At 58.8% G+C, this 19,972-nt stretch carries 18 protein-coding genes and 1 other RNA gene; 7 read left to right on the top strand and 12 right to left on the bottom strand.

What is annotated here, in order from left to right:
- Window positions 1-26: 26 nt before the first annotated feature.
- The 3 genes from ruvB to ruvC form a co-directional block, all read right to left on the bottom strand.
- Window positions 27-1,067: a Holliday junction branch migration DNA helicase RuvB gene (gene ruvB, locus AC5SEO_RS01000; protein WP_003511396.1), complete on the bottom strand. Its 1,041-nt coding sequence runs from the start codon at window positions 1,065-1,067 to the stop codon at window positions 27-29.
- A gap of 125 nt (window positions 1,068-1,192) precedes the next feature.
- Entirely contained in the window at window positions 1,193-1,810 is a 618-nt protein-coding gene (ruvA, locus tag AC5SEO_RS00995; protein WP_003511397.1) for a Holliday junction branch migration protein RuvA, read from the bottom strand.
- A 31-nt stretch (window positions 1,811-1,841) separates the two neighbouring features.
- Window positions 1,842-2,354, bottom strand: a complete 513-nt coding sequence (gene ruvC / locus AC5SEO_RS00990; RefSeq protein ID WP_003511398.1) for a crossover junction endodeoxyribonuclease RuvC — start codon at window positions 2,352-2,354, stop codon at window positions 1,842-1,844.
- 248 nt (window positions 2,355-2,602) lie between these two features.
- On the opposite strand from ruvC, the gene AC5SEO_RS00985 reads away from it, so the two are divergent.
- Window positions 2,603-4,912 carry a methyl-accepting chemotaxis protein gene (locus AC5SEO_RS00985; protein WP_112682431.1) on the top strand — a complete coding sequence of 770 codons (2,310 nt, stop codon included), beginning with the start codon at window positions 2,603-2,605 and terminating at the stop codon, window positions 4,910-4,912.
- A 132-nt stretch (window positions 4,913-5,044) separates the two neighbouring features.
- Entirely contained in the window at window positions 5,045-6,046 is a 1,002-nt protein-coding gene (locus AC5SEO_RS00980) for an LLM class flavin-dependent oxidoreductase (protein ID WP_076845444.1), read from the top strand.
- A gap of 54 nt (window positions 6,047-6,100) precedes the next feature.
- Here the strand turns inward: AC5SEO_RS00980 and AC5SEO_RS00975 are convergent, their stop codons facing one another.
- A complete protein-coding gene (locus AC5SEO_RS00975; protein ID WP_003497595.1) occupies window positions 6,101-6,847 on the bottom strand; it encodes a YebC/PmpR family DNA-binding transcriptional regulator in 747 nt (248 codons plus the stop codon).
- A gap of 200 nt (window positions 6,848-7,047) precedes the next feature.
- Between AC5SEO_RS00975 and AC5SEO_RS00970 the strand changes: the two genes are divergently transcribed.
- Complete coding sequence (locus AC5SEO_RS00970) at window positions 7,048-7,551, top strand: pyridoxamine 5'-phosphate oxidase family protein (protein WP_003511401.1); 504 nt, start codon at window positions 7,048-7,050, stop codon at window positions 7,549-7,551.
- Window positions 7,552-7,589: 38 nt separating this feature from the next.
- Here the strand turns inward: AC5SEO_RS00970 and AC5SEO_RS00965 are convergent, their stop codons facing one another.
- The 7 genes from AC5SEO_RS00965 to AC5SEO_RS00935 form a co-directional block, all read right to left on the bottom strand.
- Entirely contained in the window at window positions 7,590-8,432 is an 843-nt protein-coding gene (locus AC5SEO_RS00965; protein ID WP_013761825.1) for an MBL fold metallo-hydrolase, read from the bottom strand.
- Window positions 8,433-8,559: 127 nt separating this feature from the next.
- Window positions 8,560-9,384 (bottom strand): TIGR00282 family metallophosphoesterase, encoded by an 825-nt coding sequence (locus tag AC5SEO_RS00960; protein ID WP_013761826.1) that lies wholly within the window; start codon window positions 9,382-9,384, stop codon window positions 8,560-8,562.
- A 105-nt stretch (window positions 9,385-9,489) separates the two neighbouring features.
- On the bottom strand, window positions 9,490-10,071 hold the full coding sequence (locus AC5SEO_RS00955) for a 5-formyltetrahydrofolate cyclo-ligase (protein ID WP_076845442.1): 582 nt from the start codon (window positions 10,069-10,071) through the stop codon (window positions 9,490-9,492).
- On the bottom strand, window positions 10,071-11,333 hold the full coding sequence (locus AC5SEO_RS00950) for a hemolysin family protein (RefSeq protein WP_003511405.1): 1,263 nt from the start codon (window positions 11,331-11,333) through the stop codon (window positions 10,071-10,073). The genes AC5SEO_RS00955 and AC5SEO_RS00950 overlap by 1 nt, the downstream gene beginning before the upstream one ends.
- A gap of 233 nt (window positions 11,334-11,566) precedes the next feature.
- A non-coding RNA gene (ssrS, locus tag AC5SEO_RS00945) (6S RNA) lies at window positions 11,567-11,725 on the bottom strand.
- 78 nt (window positions 11,726-11,803) lie between these two features.
- The gene (locus tag AC5SEO_RS00940; protein WP_003511406.1) at window positions 11,804-12,181 is read right to left on the bottom strand and encodes a cell division protein ZapA; all 378 of its coding nucleotides are present in this window, start codon (window positions 12,179-12,181) and stop codon (window positions 11,804-11,806) included.
- Window positions 12,182-12,192: 11 nt separating this feature from the next.
- Complete coding sequence (locus tag AC5SEO_RS00935; protein WP_003511407.1) at window positions 12,193-12,465, bottom strand: DUF4164 domain-containing protein; 273 nt, start codon at window positions 12,463-12,465, stop codon at window positions 12,193-12,195.
- A 324-nt stretch (window positions 12,466-12,789) separates the two neighbouring features.
- On the opposite strand from AC5SEO_RS00935, the gene tkt reads away from it, so the two are divergent.
- Both tkt and gap read left to right on the top strand, forming a co-directional pair.
- On the top strand, window positions 12,790-14,772 hold the full coding sequence (gene tkt / locus AC5SEO_RS00930; RefSeq protein ID WP_003511408.1) for a transketolase: 1,983 nt from the start codon (window positions 12,790-12,792) through the stop codon (window positions 14,770-14,772).
- Between the two features lie 62 nt (window positions 14,773-14,834).
- Complete coding sequence (gene gap, locus AC5SEO_RS00925; protein WP_003511409.1) at window positions 14,835-15,845, top strand: type I glyceraldehyde-3-phosphate dehydrogenase; 1,011 nt, start codon at window positions 14,835-14,837, stop codon at window positions 15,843-15,845.
- A 199-nt stretch (window positions 15,846-16,044) separates the two neighbouring features.
- Here gap and AC5SEO_RS00920 read toward each other — a convergent pair whose 3' ends face one another.
- Window positions 16,045-16,311 carry a hypothetical protein gene (locus AC5SEO_RS00920; protein WP_019564907.1) on the bottom strand — a complete coding sequence of 89 codons (267 nt, stop codon included), beginning with the start codon at window positions 16,309-16,311 and terminating at the stop codon, window positions 16,045-16,047.
- A gap of 386 nt (window positions 16,312-16,697) precedes the next feature.
- Between AC5SEO_RS00920 and AC5SEO_RS00915 the strand changes: the two genes are divergently transcribed.
- A complete protein-coding gene (locus tag AC5SEO_RS00915; RefSeq protein WP_076845581.1) occupies window positions 16,698-18,563 on the top strand; it encodes a potassium/proton antiporter in 1,866 nt (621 codons plus the stop codon).
- Window positions 18,564-18,631: 68 nt separating this feature from the next.
- Window positions 18,632-19,834, top strand: coding sequence for a phosphoglycerate kinase (locus AC5SEO_RS00910; RefSeq protein ID WP_003511413.1), 1,203 nt, complete (start codon window positions 18,632-18,634; stop codon window positions 19,832-19,834).
- Window positions 19,835-19,972 lie beyond the last annotated feature (138 nt).

Here is a 19,972-nt window from a genome sequence, read left to right as displayed (position 1 = left end):
AATGCGAAAGCGCCGGGCTTGTTCCCTCAATCCTCTTCCAGCGTCAGCCGGAATTGCGCCGCCTCGAGATCTTTAGGCGGCTGCATGCCCAGATGTTTCCAGGCAGTGCCGGTCAGAACGCGGCCGCGCGGCGTGCGCTGGATGAAACCCTGCTGGATCATGTAGGGTTCTATGATGTCTTCGATCGCATCACGCGGCTCCGACAAGCCAGCGGCGATGGTCTCGATACCAACAGGGCCGCCGCCGAAATTGACCGCGATCATGGTCAGATAGCGCATGTCCAGCTGATCGAGACCCATTTTGTCGACAAGCAACCGCGTCAGCGCTTCGTCGGCAATCTCACGGGTGACGGCTTCCGCCCGTGCCACCTCAGCGAAATCGCGAACCCGGCGCAAGAGCCGTCCGGCGATGCGCGGCGTGCCGCGTGCACGCCTTGCTATCTCGCGTGCGCCATCGTCGGTCATGTTCAGACCCATCAGCCGCGCGCCGCGCCGAACGATCAGTTCCAGCTCGTCGACAGTGTAGAAGGCCAGACGGACAGGAATGCCGAAGCGGTCGCGCAGCGGCGTTGTCAGCAAACCAAGACGCGTGGTCGCGGCAACGAGGGTGAACTTGGAAAGATCGATCTTCACCGAGCGGGCCGCAGGCCCCTCACCGATGATGAGGTCGAGCTGGAAATCCTCCATCGCCGGATAGAGAATTTCCTCGACTGCCGGGTTGAGACGATGGATTTCATCGATGAAGAGCACATCGCGCTCCTCGAGATTGGTCAAAAGTGCGGCAAGGTCGCCAGCCTTGGCGATCACCGGTCCGGAGGTGGACTTGAAGTTGACGCCAAGCTCCTTGGCCATGATCTGCGCCAGCGTGGTTTTGCCGAGACCGGGAGGCCCGACGAACAACACATGGTCCAGCGCCTCGCCACGGTTCTTGGCGGCCTCGATAAACACCTTGAGATTGGCGCGAGCCTCGGCCTGGCCGGTAAAATCGTCCAGCGACTGCGGGCGCATTGTGGTGTCGATATCTTCACCGCGCTTGTCCGCCGAAATCAGTCTGTCCGCATCGCTCATAGAGGGCATTCCATTGTTCTAACCAGTTCAAGAGATGGTCTTCGCCGCTATATCACGACTGTCGCACGAAGGCGCTTCACGAAATTCAGCATCGCACCCGGCTTTGTTCGCTTGCTGCGCGCAGCTTAGCGTGAAAGTTCGCGCAGGCCGAGCCGGATGAGTTTGGCACTGTCGCCGCCCTCCCCGCCGTTCTTCAGCGCGGCCGCAACGGCATTTGCGGCCTGATCGCGTGAATAGCCGAGATTGGTGAGCGCCGACACGGCATCCGCCACCGGCGCGGAGGCGACACCCTCGCCAAGTTCCTGCTTGAGCCCGATGGAAGCCGAAGCTTCTCCTGCAAAGGCAGGCGCCTTGTTGCGAAGCTCGGTAACGAGGCGCACCGCCACCTTCGGCCCTACGCCCGGCGCACGCGAAATCATCACCTTGTCCTGCAGCGCTATCGCATTGGCGAGTTCAGAAGGCGACAGGGTAGACAAGACGGCCAGCGCCACTTTCGAACCGACCCCCTGCACACTCTGGAGCAGATTGAACCATTCCCGCTCAAGTGCCGACAAAAAGCCGAACAGCCTCAACTGGTCTTCGCGCACATAGGTTTCGATGAAGAGGACGACCGCTTCACCAGCGGAACCTATTTTTGAGAGTGTGCGCGCCGAGCAATAGGCGACGTAACAAACGCCGTGCACATCCACCAGCACGTAATCCGTGCCGATTTCCTCAATGGTGCCTTTAAGTTTTCCGATCATGATGCCGCCCGCTGCAATGAGACTTCAATATTCAACCGGCTGCCAATAGCCGCGCCATCCTGTCGCCGCCGCGATTATGGGCGTGGCAGATTGCGATCGCCAAGGCGTCCGCCGCATCGTTACCCTTGAATTCTGCTTTCGGCATCAGGATTTTCAGCATCATGTGGATTTGCTGCTTTTCGCCGTGCCCAACACCTATGACGGCTTTTTTGACCGCGTTCGGCGCATACTCGAAAACAGGCAACCCTGCCCTCGCCGGAACCAGCATGGCAATGCCGCGCGCCTGACCGAGCTTCAGCGTGGCGACAGCATCCTTGTTCACGAACGTCTGCTCCACCGCCGCCTCATCGGGCTGATAGCTGTGAACGGTATCCGCCAGCCCATCATGCAGCTGGCACAGGCGGGAGGCGAGATCCATATCACCATCCGATGTCACAGTGCCGGAAGCGACAAACCGAAGGCTGTTGCCGAAGGTTTCGATGACACCCCATCCGGTGCGCCGCAACCCGGGGTCGATACCGATGATTCGAATCGTCTTTTGCATAAGCCACCCTATCTTTTCGGCTGCGACCCTGCCAGCGATAAGTGAACAAAACGACAACATTGATCAAATTTGCAGTGCAGCATTTACCTCTGCTTAAACCGCGTACCGCATTGTTCCCGCACAAAATCAAAAAAGGGGAGCTGCGGACATGATGATCCGCAGCGCAATATTTTCGCCATATCAGCCATCCGGTGGCGCCATCAATGCATGGTGCGGGAAGTGATACGGCATTGAGGGCTGCATCGGCCATGCTGAACCGTTTTCATTCCATATCCACCAAAGTGCTCGTGATTTTCCTTGCGCTGATGACGATCTCGACCGGGGCTCTCACGCTTCTCGGCTATCAAAGCAGCAGCGGCGTTCTCGAGGAACAGGCGTCGAAATCCATGGAGAGCATTCTCGTCTTCAGGGGCGATATGCTGCAGGAACGCCTTGAGCAGCTTGAAACGCAGGCGGATTCTATCGCCAAGATCGAATCCCTGCAGATGGCGGTAGTTTCCATGCGCAGCGGCTGGGGCACCGTGCAGAAGAGTTCCGGCGACGCAAAGGCGGAACTGCAACGCGTCTTCGTCAAGGAAAACCCCTACGGAGAGAAAGAAAAGCTCATCAAGCCCGAAAATCCGAGCGGCTTTTATTATTCCACCCATGAAAAAACCCAGACGGATATCGGCGGCTACCTCAAGGGAACCCCATTCAGCGATGTTCTATTCATCGATCCGGCCGGCACGGTTTATTACTCCTATCTGAAAGGACCGGCTTTCGGGGAAACCGTCACGGGTGGCGCCTGGGCGGATAGCGGCCTTGGGGCTGCTTTTGCGCGCGGAGCCACCAACGCAGGAAAAGCCGTGAACGACGTGGCGCAGACGAGTTTCTCCGGTCTGCGCATCGACGCCGCGACTAAAGAGGCCGGCATCTATTTCGGTATTCCGGTAGTCAAATTCGGTGCGTTCAAGGGCATCGTTCTCTTCCGCGTCAAACAAGAGGTCTTCAGCCAGATCCTCGCGAAAGGCATCTCCGCCGGCAGCTCCGAACAATCCGCGATCGTTTCCGCCGATGGCAAGGTTCTGGGCGTGGACGGAAACGGTCTCGTCAGCCTTAATCCGGCAATCTATGGCTTCCATGCACAAGCACTCAATACGTCCGGTATGACGATTGCCAAGATCAACCGTCCGGACGGCGAAGCCAATGCCTATGCCCGCGCCTTTTCGTTTGCCGGTGAAAAATACCTCGCGGTGGAAAGCATGTTGCGCAGCGAGTTGAACGCCGGTTCCATTTCGATTGCCGGCACGCTAGCCGTCATCGGCCTTTGCGTTCTGGCAGCCATGTGCGCGGCAACCGCCTTTTTTGCACGGCGCCTGTTCGCACCGCTGGAGAAGCTGGCCGGGCTGACCGGCGAAGTGGCGGCAGGCCGTCTCGATGCCGAGATCGGCAATCAGGACCGCAAGGACGAGATCGGCCGCATGGCGCGCGCGCTTGGCAGTTTCCGCGAAAAACTCATTTTGCAGAGGGAAATGGAAGCGACCGCGTCCCGTACGCGCGAGGAAGCCGAAATGGCACGCCGCGCACATCTTGCGGAACGAGAGGCCGAGGCCGGCACGCTGCAAATGGTCGTGCGTTCTCTTGACGAAGGGCTGGATCGACTGGCAAGCGGCAATCTCGCCTATCGCATTGAGACTGTCTTCCCAGACGATCTTGAAAGCCTGCGCCACAACTTCAATACGGCGCTTGCAAGGCTCAGCGAGACCATGCAGGCCATCGGCGGCAATTCCGCCGCCGTTCGCGGCGGCTCGGAGGAAATGCGAGTAGGTGCAGACCAGCTCGCTGAGCGCACCGAACGGCAGGCCGCCTCCATTACCGAGACGGCAAGCGCCATCAAGGCAATCACCGAAGCCGTCCGCGACCAGATCGAACGCGCCGAACAGGCAACACGGATCGCCCGCGACGCCAGTACGCAGGCCACTGCGTCCAGCCACGTCATGGAGCAAACAATCGCCGCCATGGAAGCGATCCAGACCTCGTCGCGCCAGATCAACCAGATCATCGGCGTTATCGATGAAATCGCCTTCCAGACCAACCTTCTCGCCCTGAACGCAGGTGTGGAAGCCGCGCGTGCGGGCGAGGCCGGCAAGGGTTTTGCCGTTGTGGCGCAGGAGGTGCGCGAGCTGGCACAACGCTCGGCCGCCGCCGCAAAAGAAATCACCAGCCTGCTGAAGCGCTCCACCGACGAGGTTTCCACCGGCGTGGCACTGGTCGAAAAGGCGGGGGCCTCGCTAACCGGCATCGGCAAGCACGTGCAGACCATCAGTTCCCGCATCGAAGAGATCATGGAATCCACCCGCGAGGAGGCGCATACGCTTGCGGAAATCAACAGCACCGTCACCAGTCTCGACACCATGACGCAGCAAAATGCCGCCATGGTGGAGGAGACGACGGCGGCCATTCACAATCTCGCTTCCGAGGCGGGCGAGATGGACGGCAGGCTCGGACAATTCGTGCTCGCTTCCGACCGGCAACCTCCAGACCATCGCGAAACCCGGCAATTCCGTCGAGCGGGCTAAAAAAATGAAAAGGGGCCTCTTTCGAGGCCCCAATTTTTTTGAACCATCCTTCAATTCTGCGCGACTTCTATGGTAAATCGGGACACGCGCCTTACATCCGCATCAAAGACAGAATTTGTGTAGGAGCGTTGGATGATCCCCTTTTCCATTCTCGACCTTTCGCCAATCGGCGAAGGCGAGAGCGTCAGCCAGGCGCTTGAAAATTCTCGCCGCATGGCGATCAAGGCTGAAGACCACGGTTACAACCGCATCTGGCTTGCGGAGCACCATGGCATGCCCGGTATTGCGAGCGCAGCCACATCGCTCGTGATCGCCCATGTTGGTGCCGCCACGAAACATATTCGCGTCGGTTCAGGCGGCATCATGCTGCCTAACCACTCCCCGCTCGTCATTGCCGAACAATTCGGCACGCTGGCGGCACTGTTGCCTGGCCGGGTCGATCTCGGACTTGGCCGCGCGCCGGGAACCGATATGCGGACGGCAAGGGCGCTGCGCCGCAATCTTGATGCCGGTGCGGAGAACTTCCCGCACGACATCATCGAGCTCCAGCAATACCTTGGCCAGCCCCAGCAGGATCAGGCGATCCTTGCCGTGCCCGGCATGAATTCGCACGTGCCGCTCTGGTTGCTTGGCTCAAGCACCTATAGCGCGCATCTGGCAGCTGCACTCGGCCTGCCCTATTCCTTTGCGTCGCATTTTGCGCCTGACATGCTGATGGAGGCGATCCATATCTATCGCGAGCGCTTCCAGCCCTCTGCGACGCTGGACAAGCCCTATGTGATGGTTGGAGTGATGGGAGTCGGCGCCGATACCGACGAGGAGGCGCAATATCTCTTCACCTCGTCACAGCAGCAATTCGTCAACCTGCGCCGCAATGTACGCGTCCCGTTCCCCAAGCCGGTTTACAGCATGGACGACCACTGGAACGAGATGGAGCGTTTTTCGGTGGAACATACCTTGCGTTTCGCCGCCGTCGGCTCGCCTGAAACAATCGGACGCCACCTCGACGGCTTCCTCGCCGAAACGCAGGCCGACGAACTGATCGTCTCGATGCCGATCCACAATATCGAAAAACGGCTGCGATCCGTGGAGATCTTCGCCGATGTGCGGACCTCCATCAGGAAGGCCGCCTAAACAAAAAGCCCCGGAGCGATGACGCTGCCGGGGCTTTTTTTTAAATCTGAACCGTCAGGCGGAAAGCTTGGCGAGAATTTCTTCCGAAACTTCGAAGTTGGAATAGACGCTCTGCACGTCGTCATCGTCTTCGAGATTGTCGATGAGCTTCATCAGCGACTGCGCCTTTTCCTCATCCACCGGCACCGTGTTCTGCGGCTTCCAGATTGCCTTGACGCTTTCAGCTTCGCCGAGCACGCCTTCCAGCGCCTTGGAAACCTCGTTCATCGCCTCGAAACCGCAGATGATGGTGTGACCGTCCTCAGAAGATTCGACATCGTCGGCACCAGCTTCGATAGCCGCTTCCATGACCTTGTCGGCATCGCCGACTTCGGCCTTGTAAGTGATCTCACCGACGCGGTCGAAGGAGAAGGAAACCGATCCGGTTTCGCCGAGTGCGCCACCAGCCTTGGTGAAGATGGAGCGGACGTTGGAGGCGGTGCGGTTGCGGTTGTCGGTCAAGGCCTCGACGACGACGGCGACGCCACCCGGGCCGTAACCCTCGTAACGGACCTCATCGTAGTTTTCGCTGTCTGCACCGGAAGCTTTCTTGATCGCGCGCTCGATATTGTCCTTCGGCATGGACTGGGCCTTGGCGTTCTGAATTGCCAGGCGCAGGCGCGCGTTCATGTTCGGGTCGGGCATGCCCGCCTTTGCCGCAACGGTGATTTCACGCGCAAGCTTGGAAAACATTTTGGACCGAACGGAGTCCTGCTTGCCCTTGCGGTGCATGATGTTCTTGAACTGTGAATGACCAGCCATGGAAAACCTGATTGTCTTAATTTGGAGATTGCGGGCCTTATAAGTGCGATATGCCCGCCGTTCAAGCCCGCAAGCGCTTTCTCTTGGCCGCAAGAATATAAGGAACTGATTTATCCGCTTTTCGTTTTGACAATGAAAGCGGAAGAGCGGGACATTTTTCACCCTCCCGGTCGCCGCAGCAAACCCAACGGAGGAAACACATGGTCAGTCTGACTGAAGCAAGAGAAAACCCTGCCCGCCAGCTCTGGGATGAGGTCAATTCGGTCCATGCCGGCATGCTTGGCCTCGAGGGCCTGCACAATCATATGCAGCCGATGGCACCGCACGCCGACCCCAAGACCAACACGATCTGGTTTTTCTCCAAGAAAGACACCGATCTCGTCAAAACGCTGAAGCCGGGTTCGCGGGCTCATTTTTGTGTCGTCGGCAAGGACCATGATTATCACGCCTGCCTCTCGGGCGTGCTCGAGGCGCGCGACGACAGGACAAAGATCGAAGAATACTGGAACTCCGTCACCGCAGCCTGGTACGAGCACGGTAAGAGCGATCCGCAACTGACGATGCTGGCGCTGCATGTTGACGACGCGGAAATCTGGGCCTCGACTGACAGCACGCTAAAATTCGGCTGGGAAATCGCCAAGGCCAATATGTCCGACGATAAAATGCCTGATGTCGGCGTTCGCCAGCACCTCGCCTTCGCCTGAGATACCGACTCCCCCGACTTTCCTCGCCGGTCGCTTTACTACATGCCTTTTGGCACCAGTATCTGCGGCTGGCGGGGAAGGTTTCTCATTGAGACCCGGATGATCGCATCTTTTGCGTAGGCGATCTGGAAGCTTTCCCCAAACATCGTCAAAAACTGCTCCAACGGAGGCCCAGTGCGGTGCATGGGCAAGATCAGTGCGGAGCGCAGGCGCTTGACCACGCGGCTCATGCTGTCGGCCCCCATCGTCAAACCACCATCCACTGGAACCATTAGCACATCCAGACGACCAATTTCGGCATAATGCTTGTCCGTCAGTTCGTGATGCAGATGGCCGAGATGGCCGATACACAGCCCCGCGACCTCGAAGATGAAAATGGAATTGCCGTTTTCCTGAAAGGATTCGTAATCGCCCCAGCGGTTGCGAATGTCAGTCGCGACGTTGCGGATATAGACATCACCAACCAGAAGCTTGTGCTCGGCCTTTTCTCCGGGCGTATCGCTCCAACCGTGCAGCACATGTTGAATGGCCGGATCCGGACTAAGAGTGAAATGCGTCATATGCGCCCGGTTCATCGTCACCACTGTCGGCGTGACCGGTGGGCGATAGACGCCATTATAATCTGTGGCGATCGTCACGCCGCCAGGACTTTCGATGAGATAGGTGGAATGGCCGATGAAGCTGATCTTCACCTCTTCCTTAGCCGTGGCCTGCGCCAGCTGGGCACCTGCCGGTTTGAAGCTGGCGAACATGACGCCGGGAATGTTGCGGGCGATTGCCTGGCACTGGCTCACAGGAGGGCGGCTTCCAGCCTGGGAAAAGGCCGCTCCCGCGCACGCAACCAGTCCGGCCATTGCAAGCATTAGCACGCGCAGCATCATGCCACTCCCTCGAACTTGCGAAGAAAGGAAGATGAGGCAGGTTTTGCAGGGCGTCCAGCGCCAACAGCGGCGGAACGCTCACGATCTCGTCATTGTGAACGGGTGATGAGCGCTAGAAGCCGAAAGCTCACGCCCAGAAGGACGGGAGGGTTTCGGAGAGCCTCGGGCCAATTCGCAGCGGTGCGATCTTTTCCGCAAGGCCGGTCCGGTCGGAAATCTCGACGCCGACGCCGCAGATCGTCGCAGGTCCACTGGCGGCTTCGAAACGGCCCTTCGGCATTTTGGAAATGAAGCGGTTGATCGGCTCTTCCTTTTCCATGCCAAGCGAGCTGTCGTAGTCACCGCACATGCCGGCGTCCGACATATAGGCCGTGCCACCGTTCAAGATCTGGGCGTCAGCAGTCGGAACATGGGTGTGGGTGCCGACGACGAAGCTTGCGCGCCCATCAACGAAATGACCGAAACACTGTTTTTCGCTCGTCGCTTCCGCGTGGAAATCGAAGATGATGGCGTCGGCCTGCTCCTTCAGCGGGCAGGCAGCGAGAATGTTCTCCGCCGATTTGAAGGGATCGTCCAGTTCCGGATGCATGAAGACCCGGCCCATGATGTTGGCGACAAGCACACGCGCGCCGTTGCGGGCGTAAAAGATGCCCGAGCCCTTGCCAGGCGTACCATCGGGATAATTGGCTGGCCGCAGGAACTGGTCATGGCGCTCGCAGAAGGAAACGGCCTCCTTCTGGTCCCAGACATGGTTGCCGGTCGTCACCACATCCGCACCGGCATTGATGGTTTCGAGATAGATATCCTCGGTGATGCCGAAACCACCGGCGGCGTTTTCGCCATTAACGATGACGAAATCGAGCTTCAGATCGGAAACAAGCCCGGGCAACCTGTCCCAGACAGCCGTGCGTCCGGTCTTGCCAACCATATCTCCGAGAAAAAGAAGCCTCATTCACCCGCCCCGATCTTGCGCATGTTCCTAAATTCCGTCCCCTCTAACGGGTAATCCATCTTTTAAAAAGTGCTAAAACGCCTTTTTCCCATCGGTCATCAACGGCTAAGCCGAAAACCAGCGCAGGCCACTCTCCGTCAGAACCGCCTGAAGCGGCACGTCATGCGGCTCCGCCGGCACGGATGGCACTTCCTGACAATCAAATGCGACGCCGATGAGAACGGGCGCTCGGCCTTTGCCGTGCAATCTCGCAATCGCGCGATCATAATGACCCGCGCCATAACCGATACGCTGACCCTGACCGTCAAAGACGGAAAGCGGGACGAGCAGAATATCCGGATCGAGAACTTCTGCGTCCTCCGCCGGACCGGTCGTGCCGAAGCCCGTCTTCACCAGCGGTGCATCCGCATCAAAGGCGCGGAAAATGATGGTCTCCCGGTTCAGCACAACGGGAAGGGCGAGGCGCCCGCCTCTTGTCCGCAGTGCCTCCATCAACGGCCGAATATCGGCCTCTGAGCGAATGGGCATGAAACCGGAAATAACGGCACCTGGCGAGAACGGAATGGCAGATGCACCATATGCTGTCATCGCCTCGCTTTTTTGCTGACGCTCGGCTTGTGGCAACGCATCACGCGCGGCAAGCCTCTCGCCGCGCAGCCTTGCTTTTTCGGCGATGTCGCCGGACATCAGGCAGCCCGGCTCACGAGCACCTTGTCGATACGGTGTCCATCAAGGTCTATGACCTCAAAACGCCAGCCGTTGCGGGTGATGTGTTCGCCCAGTTCCGGCAGGCGACGGAACTCGTCAAGCACCAGACCGGCAACGGTCTCGAACTCGGCGTCTTCGTCGATCTGGAAGCCCATGCGGTAAGCGAACTCATCGGCGGGCATCCAGCCGGCAACGAGGAACGAACCGTCCTCGCGCTCGACGATCGCCGGCTCCTCGTCATTGTCTTCCTGGAAGGCACCTGTGATTGCTTCCAGAACGTCGCCAGAGCTGACGATACCTTCGAAATGGCCGTATTCGTCATAGACCAGCACCATATGCACGGTGGAACGGCGCAATGACTGGATGACATCGACAGCGCTCGTCAGATCCGAGACGACGGGAACTTCGCGCAGAAGCTCGCGCACGTTCAGCTCCTTGCCGGATGCCAGCGCATCGAAAGCGTCCTTGGCGAAAAGCACGCCCAGAATTTCATCGGAGGCGCCGTTGCGCACGGGCAGGCGGGAACGCTGCGTTTCCCGAAGCTGAACGCGGATTTCTTCCGCACTGTCTTCAATATCGACGACTTCCACGTCGCGGCGCGGCGTCATCAGGCCACGGGCATTACGGTCGGCAAGGCGCATGACGCTGGTGATCATCGCCGATTCCTCGGTTTCGATGACGCCGGCGCTATGAGCTTCCGCCAGAACCGTGCGGATTTCGTCATCCGTGACCGATGCATTGGACGTGCCGCTATGGCCGAGAAGCGCAAGGATGGCCTTGCCGGATTTGTCGAGAAACCAGACCAGTGGCGCGCCGACCTTGGAGAGCATCACCATAGTGGGTGCAACACGGGCAGCGATCTTTTCCGGATCGCGCAGCGCAATCTGCTTCGGCACCAGTTCGCCGACGATCAGCGACAGATACGTGATGGCGACGACCACGGAGCCCACGCCCAACGCATCGGCAACCCGATCGGGGACGCCCTGCACCGACAGCCATGCCGTGAACCGGGCGCCGAGGGTGGCACCGGAAAACGCACCGGAGAGAACGCCGACCAGCGTGATGCCGATCTGCACCGTGGAAAGAAAGCGTCCGGGATTTTCGGAAAGACCGAGCGCCATCGTGGCGCCCTTGCTGCCGTGCGCGGCAAGCACCTTGAGCCTCGCCGGTCTGGAGGAGACAACGGCAAGCTCGGACATGGCAAGCACACCGTTCAATACGGTGAGCAGGACCACGATCATAATTTCAGTAAACAAGTTTAGCTCTTTGGGCTGTTGAACGGCACGTCGCGGTTTTGGCCGCAGCGCCCTCTTTCAAAAAAAGGGCATGACAGACATACCAATTGAGATAATAGGGAATTGTTCCGCCATTGCAATGACAGCAGCATAAAAAAGCCGTCTCCGGCAGCAATGAAAAATAACTGTCGACACTATATCAGTCAGAAGAAGAATCGGGGAGTGACCCGAAGCTCCAAGTGCGATCCACGGCGACCGATGGAGATTTACGATCCTGGGTGCCTACAAATGTAGGTGGGCGCCATGTGTCCAGCCCCACGGGACTGGCCAGGGACAGCTCCCTTTGGATCGAGTATGGCCCCAGGGATTGTGGTTCCTGTCGGGAAGCGCAGAACGCCTCTTAGATATAGGACGTATCCAACCAAACCACCAGAGGGCCACGAACGAATTTTGTTGCTGGAAAGCTTTGCCGACGATCAATGCGCCGCAGGCTTTGGCCGCGCCAGGAGTTTTTCGGTAATACCGTTCAGACGGTCGGCCAGATCGCTGATGGCAACGGCAACCATCTCGTCCGATCTTGCCTTGTGTTCGGCCATACCGTCGCGGTTGCGAGAAAGGGACGCTATTTCCCCCTCCAGCTTTTCGATCTTGCGGTTGAGCTCGGAAAGTTCGTCCATCACCATGATGCCCGACATGACGGTCAAGCGCAGATCACCGATTTCGCCGAACTGGCTCTTTAGATGCCCCACATAACGGTCAAAACGGGTAGCGAGATCGGTCAGGTGCTCTTCCTGCCCTGCCTCGCAAGCCATGCGGTAGGCCTTGCCGTCGATCATAACAGTAACTTGCGCCATGAAACCGCTCCCTATCGATCCAGCACCGCGCGAATCGTCTCCATCGCCGTCACCAGACGGCGGGAAACCTCGCGGTTGACTTCTTCGAGACGATTGGCGCGAAACTCGGCCTGGTCCAGCTCGTGCGCGAGCCTTGCGCGATCGACATGGACCCGCTTGACCTCGTTATCGATTTCGCCCGTCTCCCTTTGCCGTTCGATACGCATATCGATGGCATTTTCGAGATTTGTGATGGCAGCGCTCAGCTCCGTCACCGCAGATTGTACGGTCTTCTCAGCCGACATCGTTTTTTCCAACTCGCAAGTAACCGGCCGAATCGTCCGGTTTCAGGCCTTTTCAACATCCAAGAGGTTATTACCCGATTTATCATCACGTCAATCAAACCAGTGCATTGAGGCGTTTTGCTCTGTGGATGAACGAGGAAATGGCGACACATATCGCACGATTTTTCTCGAGACACCCGTTTTGCTAAACGATTTTTATCCTTGAGAGAACCGCAATTGCCCGTGGATTTATTGACTTGCCTGCCTCACCTGCTATGGATCAACCCGCTTTTTGGATAGTTGCGTAAAACTATCTCCCTTCACCCGGAAACAGACGGAAAAGCCATGATTTCTCGCGACAAACACGACCGGATGGCCAATGCAATCCGCTTTCTTGCCATGGATGCAGTAGAGAAGGCCAACTCCGGCCATCCCGGCCTGCCGATGGGCGCAGCTGATGTCGCCACTGTTCTTTTCACCCGCTTTTTGAAGTTCGATCCCAAGAGCTCGCTGTGGCCGGATCGTGACCGCTTCGTGCTGTCTGCGGGCCATGGTTCGATGTTGCTTTACTCGCTGCTCTATTTGACGGGCTACGAGGACATGACGATCGACGAGATCAAGCGTTTCCGTCAGTTCGGCTCCAAGACCGCCGGCCATCCCGAATATGGCCACGCGACCGGCATCGAAACGACGACCGGCCCGCTCGGCCAGGGCATCGCCAACGCCGTTGGCATGGCAATCGCCGAACGCAAGCTGGAAGAAGAATTCGGCTCCGATCTGCAGAACCACTTCACCTATGTGCTGTGTGGCGACGGCTGCCTCATGGAAGGCATCAGCCATGAAGCCATCGCGCTTGCCGGCCATCTGAAACTCAACAAGCTCGTTCTTTTCTGGGATGACAACAACATCACCATCGACGGTGAAGTTGGCCTTTCCGACAGCACCGACCAGATCGCCCGCTTCCAGGCTGTTCACTGGAACACCATACGCGTCGACGGCCATGATCCGGATGCGATTGCCGCCGCGATCGAAGCTGCACATAAATCCGACCGCCCGACCTTCATCGCCTGCAAGACCGTGATCGGTTTTGGCGCACCAAACAAGCAGGGCACCCACAAGGTTCACGGCAACCCGCTGGGCGCCGAAGAAATCGCCGCCGCCCGCAAGAGCCTCAACTGGGAAGCCGAAGCTTTCGTCATTCCGGAAGACGTGCTGGATGCATGGCGTCTCGCCGGCCTGCGCTCCACCAAGACCCGTCAGGACTGGGAAGCCCGTCTCGAAGCCACCGAAGCCGGCAAGAAGGCCGAATTCAAGCGCCGCTTCGCCGGCGATCTGCCCGGCAACTTCGACAGCGCGATCGATGCCTTCAAGAAGAAGATCATCGAGAATAACCCGACCGTCGCCACCCGCAAGGCGTCCGAAGATGCGCTCGAAGTCATCAACGGCATTCTGCCGGAAATGATCGGCGGCTCGGCCGACCTGACGCCGTCCAACAACACCAAGACCAGCCAGATGAAGTCCATCACGCCGACGGACTTCTCCGGCCGGTACCTGCATTACGGCATCCGCGAACACGGCATGGCAGCAGCGATGAACGGTATCGCACTGCATGGCGGTCTCATTCCCTATGCCGGCGGCTTCCTGATCTTCTCGGACTATTGCCGTCCGTCGATCCGTCTGGCTGCCCTGATGGGCATCCGCGTCGTCCACGTTCTGACGCATGATTCCATCGGCGTCGGCGAAGACGGCCCCACCCACCAGCCGGTGGAGCAGATCGCCGCGCTGCGCGCCATCCCGAACCTGCTCGTCTTCCGCCCGGCGGATGAAACCGAGACGGCGGAATGCTGGCAGCTGGCGCTTGAGCAGAAGCATCGTCCTTCGGCGCTGGCGCTCACCCGCCAGAACCTTGCGCCTTCGCGCAAGGAATACGAAGAAAAGAACCTTTCCGCTTACGGCGCCTACGAACTCGTATCCGCAAGCGATGCCAAGGTTTCGATCTTTGCATCCGGTTCGGAAGTGGAAGTAGCGCTCAAGGCCGCAGCGACGCTGAAGGACAAGGGCGTTTCCGCCCGCGTCGTTTCCGTTCCCTGCTTCGAGCTCTTCAAGGAGCAGCCGGAAACCTACCGCAACGCCATCATCGGCAAGGCTCCGGTCAAAATTGCGGTGGAAGCCGCCATTCGCCAGGGCTGGGATTACTTCATCGGCTCCGACGGCGCTTTCGTCGGCATGCATTCCTTTGGTGCGTCCGCGCCGGCGAAGGATCTCTTCAAGCACTTCGGCATCACGGCGGAAGCTGTCGTCGCCGCAGTCGAGGCAAAACTTGCATGAGGGCTTCCCAAGCCCTCACATTCCGCAAAGACCAAGCACATATCTTGTTCGGGAGACTATAAATGACTGTAAAAGTTGCCATTAACGGCTTTGGCCGCATCGGCCGCAATGTTCTGCGTGCCATCGTCGAATCCGGCCGCACCGATATCGAAGTCGTTGCCATCAACGACCTCGGCCCGGTTGAAACCAACGCCCATCTGCTGCGCTACGATTCGATCCACGGCAAGTTCCCGGCAGATGTGAAGGTCGAAGGCGACACGATCATCGTTGGCGGCGGCAAGCCGATCAAGGTTACGGCCGTTCGCGATCCGGCAACGCTGCCGCACAAGGAACTGGGTGTCGACATCGCGCTCGAGTGCACCGGCATCTTCACCGCCCGCGACAAGGCCGCTGCCCACCTGACGGCAGGCGCCAAGCGCGTCATCGTTTCCGCTCCTGCTGACGGCGCTGACCTTACGGTCGTCTTCGGCGTCAACGACGATCAGCTGACGAAAGACCATCTGGTCATTTCCAACGCGTCCTGCACCACCAACTGCCTCGTGCCAGTTGTGAAGGTTCTCGATGACGTCGTTGGCATCGATCACGGCTTCATGACGACGATCCACTCCTACACGGGTGACCAGCCGACGCTGGACACCATGCACAAGGATCTGTACCGCGCCCGCGCCGCAGCCCTTTCCATGATCCCGACCTCGACGGGTGCAGCCAAGGCCGTTGGCCTCGTTCTGCCGCACCTCAAGGGCAAGCTGGACGGTACGTCGATCCGCGTTCCGACCCCGAACGTTTCGGTCGTCGATTTCAAGTTCATCGCCAAGCGCGACACGACGGTTGAGGAAGTCAACGAAGCAATCAAGTCCGCTTCCAACGGCAAGCTGAAGGGCATTCTCGGCTACACCGAAGAGCCTTTGGTCTCCCGCGACTTCAACCACGACAGCCACTCCTCGATCTTCGCGATCGATCAGACCAAGGTCATGGAAGGCAAGTTCGTGCGCGTTCTTTCCTGGTACGACAACGAGTGGGGCTTCTCCAACCGCATGTCGGATACGGCCGTCGCATTTGCGAAGACCATCTGAATAGGCACCACGGTTCGCGAATTACGAAAAACCGGCAGGCGCAATCCTGCCGGTTTTTCTTTGCCAAAAAATTGCCGGCGGGACGAGGGACCCGCCGGCATCGATCCTGAAGCAAGGCGGGCGCTTCGGATCGAAAACCATCGCCCGGCAAGAGGCGCATGAGACCAAGCCGACCAAGTCTGATGAGCTGCACAACCCGTTATTTCCTGTTGTTGATGATAATCTGATCCGAACTGCTACCGCTCCAGATCGTATCGAAAGTCTGTTGCCTCAAATCGCTTTGCTGCATGGAAAGCTTCATCATGCAGTCAGCGAAATCACGCGAACCTTCAGGGTAACCAAACACCCGGCAACGCTCGCGTTGGGCGGCCATGTTTTCAGCCGTCTGTTCCGTGCTAGAACAGCCCGAAACAATTGGGCCGACCGCCAGCAAGGCAATAAATATAGTAATGGATTTCCGTTTCATCCGATCGCTCCGGTCATGGTGAAAGCAACTCGGACGCGACAACTAACGTAGCTGCATTGTCTCTATGTTACGTCGAAACGCCGGCATGCGAATTGTTTGCGCGAAACATCCACAGCGCTACACGCCATGAACGTTTCGCCCGGGCGCCGAAAAAAATCCCATTTCCTGCCTTCGTCTGGTCCACTTTGAAACGGACAAGAAGAACAGGGACAACGGTCGTGCGCAATGCACTTCGGCCCTGCCGTATCATTCGATACACCCCGCCTTGCGTCGCCTTTCATCGCCACCCACAGCAGCGCTGACAGACCGCAACCCGTGGCGCATTGACTGCAAACGTGTAGGGCATTGATTGCGACGGCCAGCGCGGTTTGAAAGAGGCGGTGGACGTGGAATCATTTTATCTTCTGTTGCTGGTGGCAACTGTTCTGGTTCTCGTCGCAGCGTTCTCAAGCCTCATCGCCTTCCGGTTCGGCGCACCGCTCCTGCTGCTCTTCCTGATGATTGGCCTTGCGGCAGGCGTGGATGGCCTCGGTATCCAGTTCACCAACAATCCGCTCGCCTATATGCTCGGCTCGCTCGTTCTCGCCGTCATCCTTTTCGATTCCGGTTTCGGTACGTCGATACAATCTTTCCGGCTTTCGGCAGCGCCCGCCGTCGCCCTCGCCACCGTCGGCGTCATCCTCACATCCGTGTTTTTCGCAGGCGCTGCCGCCCTGCTGCTCGGACTGTCGTGGCTGGAAGGCCTGCTGCTCGGCGCCATCGTCGCCTCTACGGATGCGGCAGCCGTATTCTTTCTCTTGCGCATCGGCGGCATTCATATCCGCGATCAGGTCCGCTCAACGCTGGAGGTCGAATCCGGCACCAATGATCCCATGGCGATTTTCCTCACCGTCGCGCTGGTCGAGATCATCGCCAAGGGACAGGGACTGGCCGGCATCGACACCGGCTTCCTGCTGCTGTTCGTCGAGGAAATGGGTCTCGGTGTTATTTTCGGCCTGCTCGGCGGCGTCATGATCGCAACAGTCGTCAACCGTTTCGCTGCCGACCGCGGGCTGGCGCCGATCTTCGTGCTGGCTCTTGCCCTGCTGGTCTTCTCCTTCACCGGCGCTATTGGCGGCAGTGGATTTCTTGCGGTCTATGTGGCGGGCATCGTTGCCGGCAACCGCCGGATTTTTGCCAAGGAGACCATCCGCCGTTTCCATGAAGGGCTGACCTGGCTTGCCCAGATCATCATGTTCCTGATGCTCGGCCTTCTGGCAACGCCATCGCAATTTCCAGCGATTGCCATTCCGGCCGTGCTGCTTGCGCTTTTCCTGATCTTTGTCGCCCGCCCGCTGGCGGTGTGGCTCAGCCTCATGCCCTTCAACTATACCCAGCAGGAAACCTCCTTCGTGGCATGGGTGGGCCTTCGTGGAGCGGTTTCCATCCTGCTTGCCATCATGCCCATTCTTGGCGGGCTGGACGATGCGCAAATCTATTTCAATGCCGCCTTCATCATCGTGCTCGTGTCGCTTCTGCTGCAAGGCTGGACCATCAAGCCGGTGGCAACACGGCTCGGGCTGATCGTGCCGCCGCGCATGGGTGATGTCGACAAGCTGGAAGTGGACCTTCCCGGCACTGCCAATCACGAACTGATTTCATACCGCGTGGCCAAAGGCAGCGCCATCATGCAGGGCGAGCGAATTCCCCGCTGGGCGATGCCTTCGCTCGTCGTGCGTGATGGCAAATCCATTCGCTACCAATATGCCGGGCGCCTGCGCGAAAATGATCTCGTCTATCTTTTTATCGCGCCCGGTTATACGCGGCTGATCGACCGGCTGTTTGCAAGCGCCCTGCCGGTTGCGGATGACGACGCCGATTTCTTCGGGATCTTTGCAATCTCTCCCGCGCGTCCGGCCACGGAGCTTGACGCCGCCTACGGCCCCGGCCTTATTTCGGCCCACGAGCATGCCATGACCATCGCGGAACTGATCGAGGCGCGCCTTTCTGGCAAGGCAGATTATGCCGACCGGGTGCGCCTCGGTTCTATTGTTCTCATCGTTCGGGCGCTGGACGAACATGAGGCGATTACCGGGATCGGAATTTCGCTTGAGCCGGTCGAACCGGCTATCGGCCTGCCGATCTTTATCAGCTTTTCGGAAATTCTCCGCCGCGTGCGCGCTTATCTGGCGCAGCGGCGCCAGTCGGGCTCCACCGCTGCCGGCAAGGGCATTTCCGCGCCTTCAGACGAGGCAAGAGAAAATGAGGCCTGACCGGCTTGCGTCGGCAATCAGGCATAGTATGGTCCGTCCCGAACTCGCAACGAAATCAGGATCGACCTATGCCCGCCTTCAAGACCATCGATGACCTTAACGATATTGCCGGAAAGCGCGTCCTTGTCCGTGTTGATCTCAACGTGCCGGTTGCGGATGGCAAAGTGACGGACAGCACCCGTATCGAGCGGGTTGCACCGACCATTCTGGAGCTTTCCGAAAAAGGCGCAAAAGTCATTCTGCTCGCCCATTTCGGTCGCCCCAAGGGTGAACCTGTCGCCGACATGTCGCTCTCCCAGATCGTGCCTGCGGTCGAGGAAGTGCTGGATCACGCCGTTTTCTTCGCATCCGATTGCATCGGTGCGCCGGCAGCCGACGCAGTCGCGAAAATGAATGATGGCGATATCCTGCTTCTGGAAAACACCCGCTTTCACAAAGGCGAAGAGAAGAATGACACCGCCTTCGTCGAGGCTCTGGCAGCCAATGGCGATATCTATGTGAACGACGCCTTCTCTGCCGCGCACCGTGCGCACGCCTCCACCGAGGGCTTGGCGCGTCATCTGCCCGCCTATGCCGGTCGCACCATGCAGGCCGAGCTTGAGGCGCTGGAAAAAGGCCTTGGCCAGCCTGTTCGCCCGGTCGTCGCCATTGTCGGCGGCGCCAAGGTTTCCAGCAAGATCGATCTCCTGATGAACCTCGTCAAGAAGGTCGATGCCCTCGTCATCGGCGGTGGCATGGCCAATACCTTCCTTGCCGCGCGTGGCGCACAAGTCGGTAAGTCCCTGTGCGAGCACGACCTTGCCGAAACCGCAAAACAGATCATGATCGAGGCGGCGACATCCGGCTGTGCGATCGTACTGCCGGAAGACGGCGTGGTTGCCCGCGAATTCAAGGCCGGTGCGGCAAATGAAATCGTCGATATCAACGCCATTCCCGCTGACGCCATGGTTCTCGATGTCGGCCCAAAATCAGTCGAAAGCATCAAAGCCTGGATTTCGCGCGCGGAAACGCTGGTCTGGAACGGCCCGCTTGGCGCCTTCGAAATCGAGCCCTTTGATGCGGCAACCGTTGCTGCCGCAAAACATGCTGCCGAATGCACGAAGGCCGGCAAGCTCGTCTCCGTCGCCGGTGGCGGCGATACGGTCGCGGCACTCAACCATGCCGGGGTCTCGGACGATTTCACCTATATCTCGACGGCAGGCGGCGCCTTCCTCGAATGGATGGAAGGCAAGGAATTGCCGGGCGTTGCCATCCTGACCGCCGCCAAGTAGACTTCCCACACTTGCCTGACACGAGGCCGGACAAGCGATGCTTGGCCGGCCTTGTTTTTTGGTAAGTGCGCATGGGAGGAAAGTTTCAAACGATTGAAATGATTTCAATCGTTTCAATGAGTTAGCATGCCATTTCCC

The sequence above is a fragment of the Agrobacterium sp. K11 genome (assembly GCF_059429395.1).
Note: the sequence above shows the minus strand (reverse complement) of the source record. Positions and strands in the feature narration are given on the sequence as shown.

What these genes read in the sequence shown, in the direction of transcription:
- AC5SEO_RS00960 (WP_013761826.1), bottom strand. Translation starts at nt 9,384, where the DNA reads ATGAGGCTTCTTTTTCTCGGAGATATGGTTGGCAAGACCGGACGCACG.
- AC5SEO_RS00950 (WP_003511405.1), bottom strand. Translation starts at nt 11,333, where the DNA reads ATGATCGTGGTCCTGCTCACCGTATTGAACGGTGTGCTTGCCATGTCC.
- gap (WP_003511409.1), top strand. Translation starts at nt 14,835, where the DNA reads ATGACTGTAAAAGTTGCCATTAACGGCTTTGGCCGCATCGGCCGCAAT.
- AC5SEO_RS00985 (WP_112682431.1), top strand. Translation starts at nt 2,603, where the DNA reads ATGCTGAACCGTTTTCATTCCATATCCACCAAAGTGCTCGTGATTTTC.
- AC5SEO_RS00970 (WP_003511401.1), top strand. Translation starts at nt 7,048, where the DNA reads ATGGTCAGTCTGACTGAAGCAAGAGAAAACCCTGCCCGCCAGCTCTGG.
- AC5SEO_RS00955 (WP_076845442.1), bottom strand. Translation starts at nt 10,071, where the DNA reads ATGTCCGGCGACATCGCCGAAAAAGCAAGGCTGCGCGGCGAGAGGCTT.
- AC5SEO_RS00965 (WP_013761825.1), bottom strand. Translation starts at nt 8,432, where the DNA reads ATGATGCTGCGCGTGCTAATGCTTGCAATGGCCGGACTGGTTGCGTGC.
- ruvC (WP_003511398.1), bottom strand. Translation starts at nt 2,354, where the DNA reads ATGCAAAAGACGATTCGAATCATCGGTATCGACCCCGGGTTGCGGCGC.
- AC5SEO_RS00920 (WP_019564907.1), bottom strand. Translation starts at nt 16,311, where the DNA reads ATGAAACGGAAATCCATTACTATATTTATTGCCTTGCTGGCGGTCGGC.
- AC5SEO_RS00975 (WP_003497595.1), bottom strand. Translation starts at nt 6,847, where the DNA reads ATGGCTGGTCATTCACAGTTCAAGAACATCATGCACCGCAAGGGCAAG.
- ruvA (WP_003511397.1), bottom strand. Translation starts at nt 1,810, where the DNA reads ATGATCGGAAAACTTAAAGGCACCATTGAGGAAATCGGCACGGATTAC.
- AC5SEO_RS00910 (WP_003511413.1), top strand. Translation starts at nt 18,632, where the DNA reads ATGCCCGCCTTCAAGACCATCGATGACCTTAACGATATTGCCGGAAAG.
- ruvB (WP_003511396.1), bottom strand. Translation starts at nt 1,067, where the DNA reads ATGAGCGATGCGGACAGACTGATTTCGGCGGACAAGCGCGGTGAAGAT.
- AC5SEO_RS00935 (WP_003511407.1), bottom strand. Translation starts at nt 12,465, where the DNA reads ATGTCGGCTGAGAAGACCGTACAATCTGCGGTGACGGAGCTGAGCGCT.
- AC5SEO_RS00980 (WP_076845444.1), top strand. Translation starts at nt 5,045, where the DNA reads ATGATCCCCTTTTCCATTCTCGACCTTTCGCCAATCGGCGAAGGCGAG.
- AC5SEO_RS00940 (WP_003511406.1), bottom strand. Translation starts at nt 12,181, where the DNA reads ATGGCGCAAGTTACTGTTATGATCGACGGCAAGGCCTACCGCATGGCT.
- tkt (WP_003511408.1), top strand. Translation starts at nt 12,790, where the DNA reads ATGATTTCTCGCGACAAACACGACCGGATGGCCAATGCAATCCGCTTT.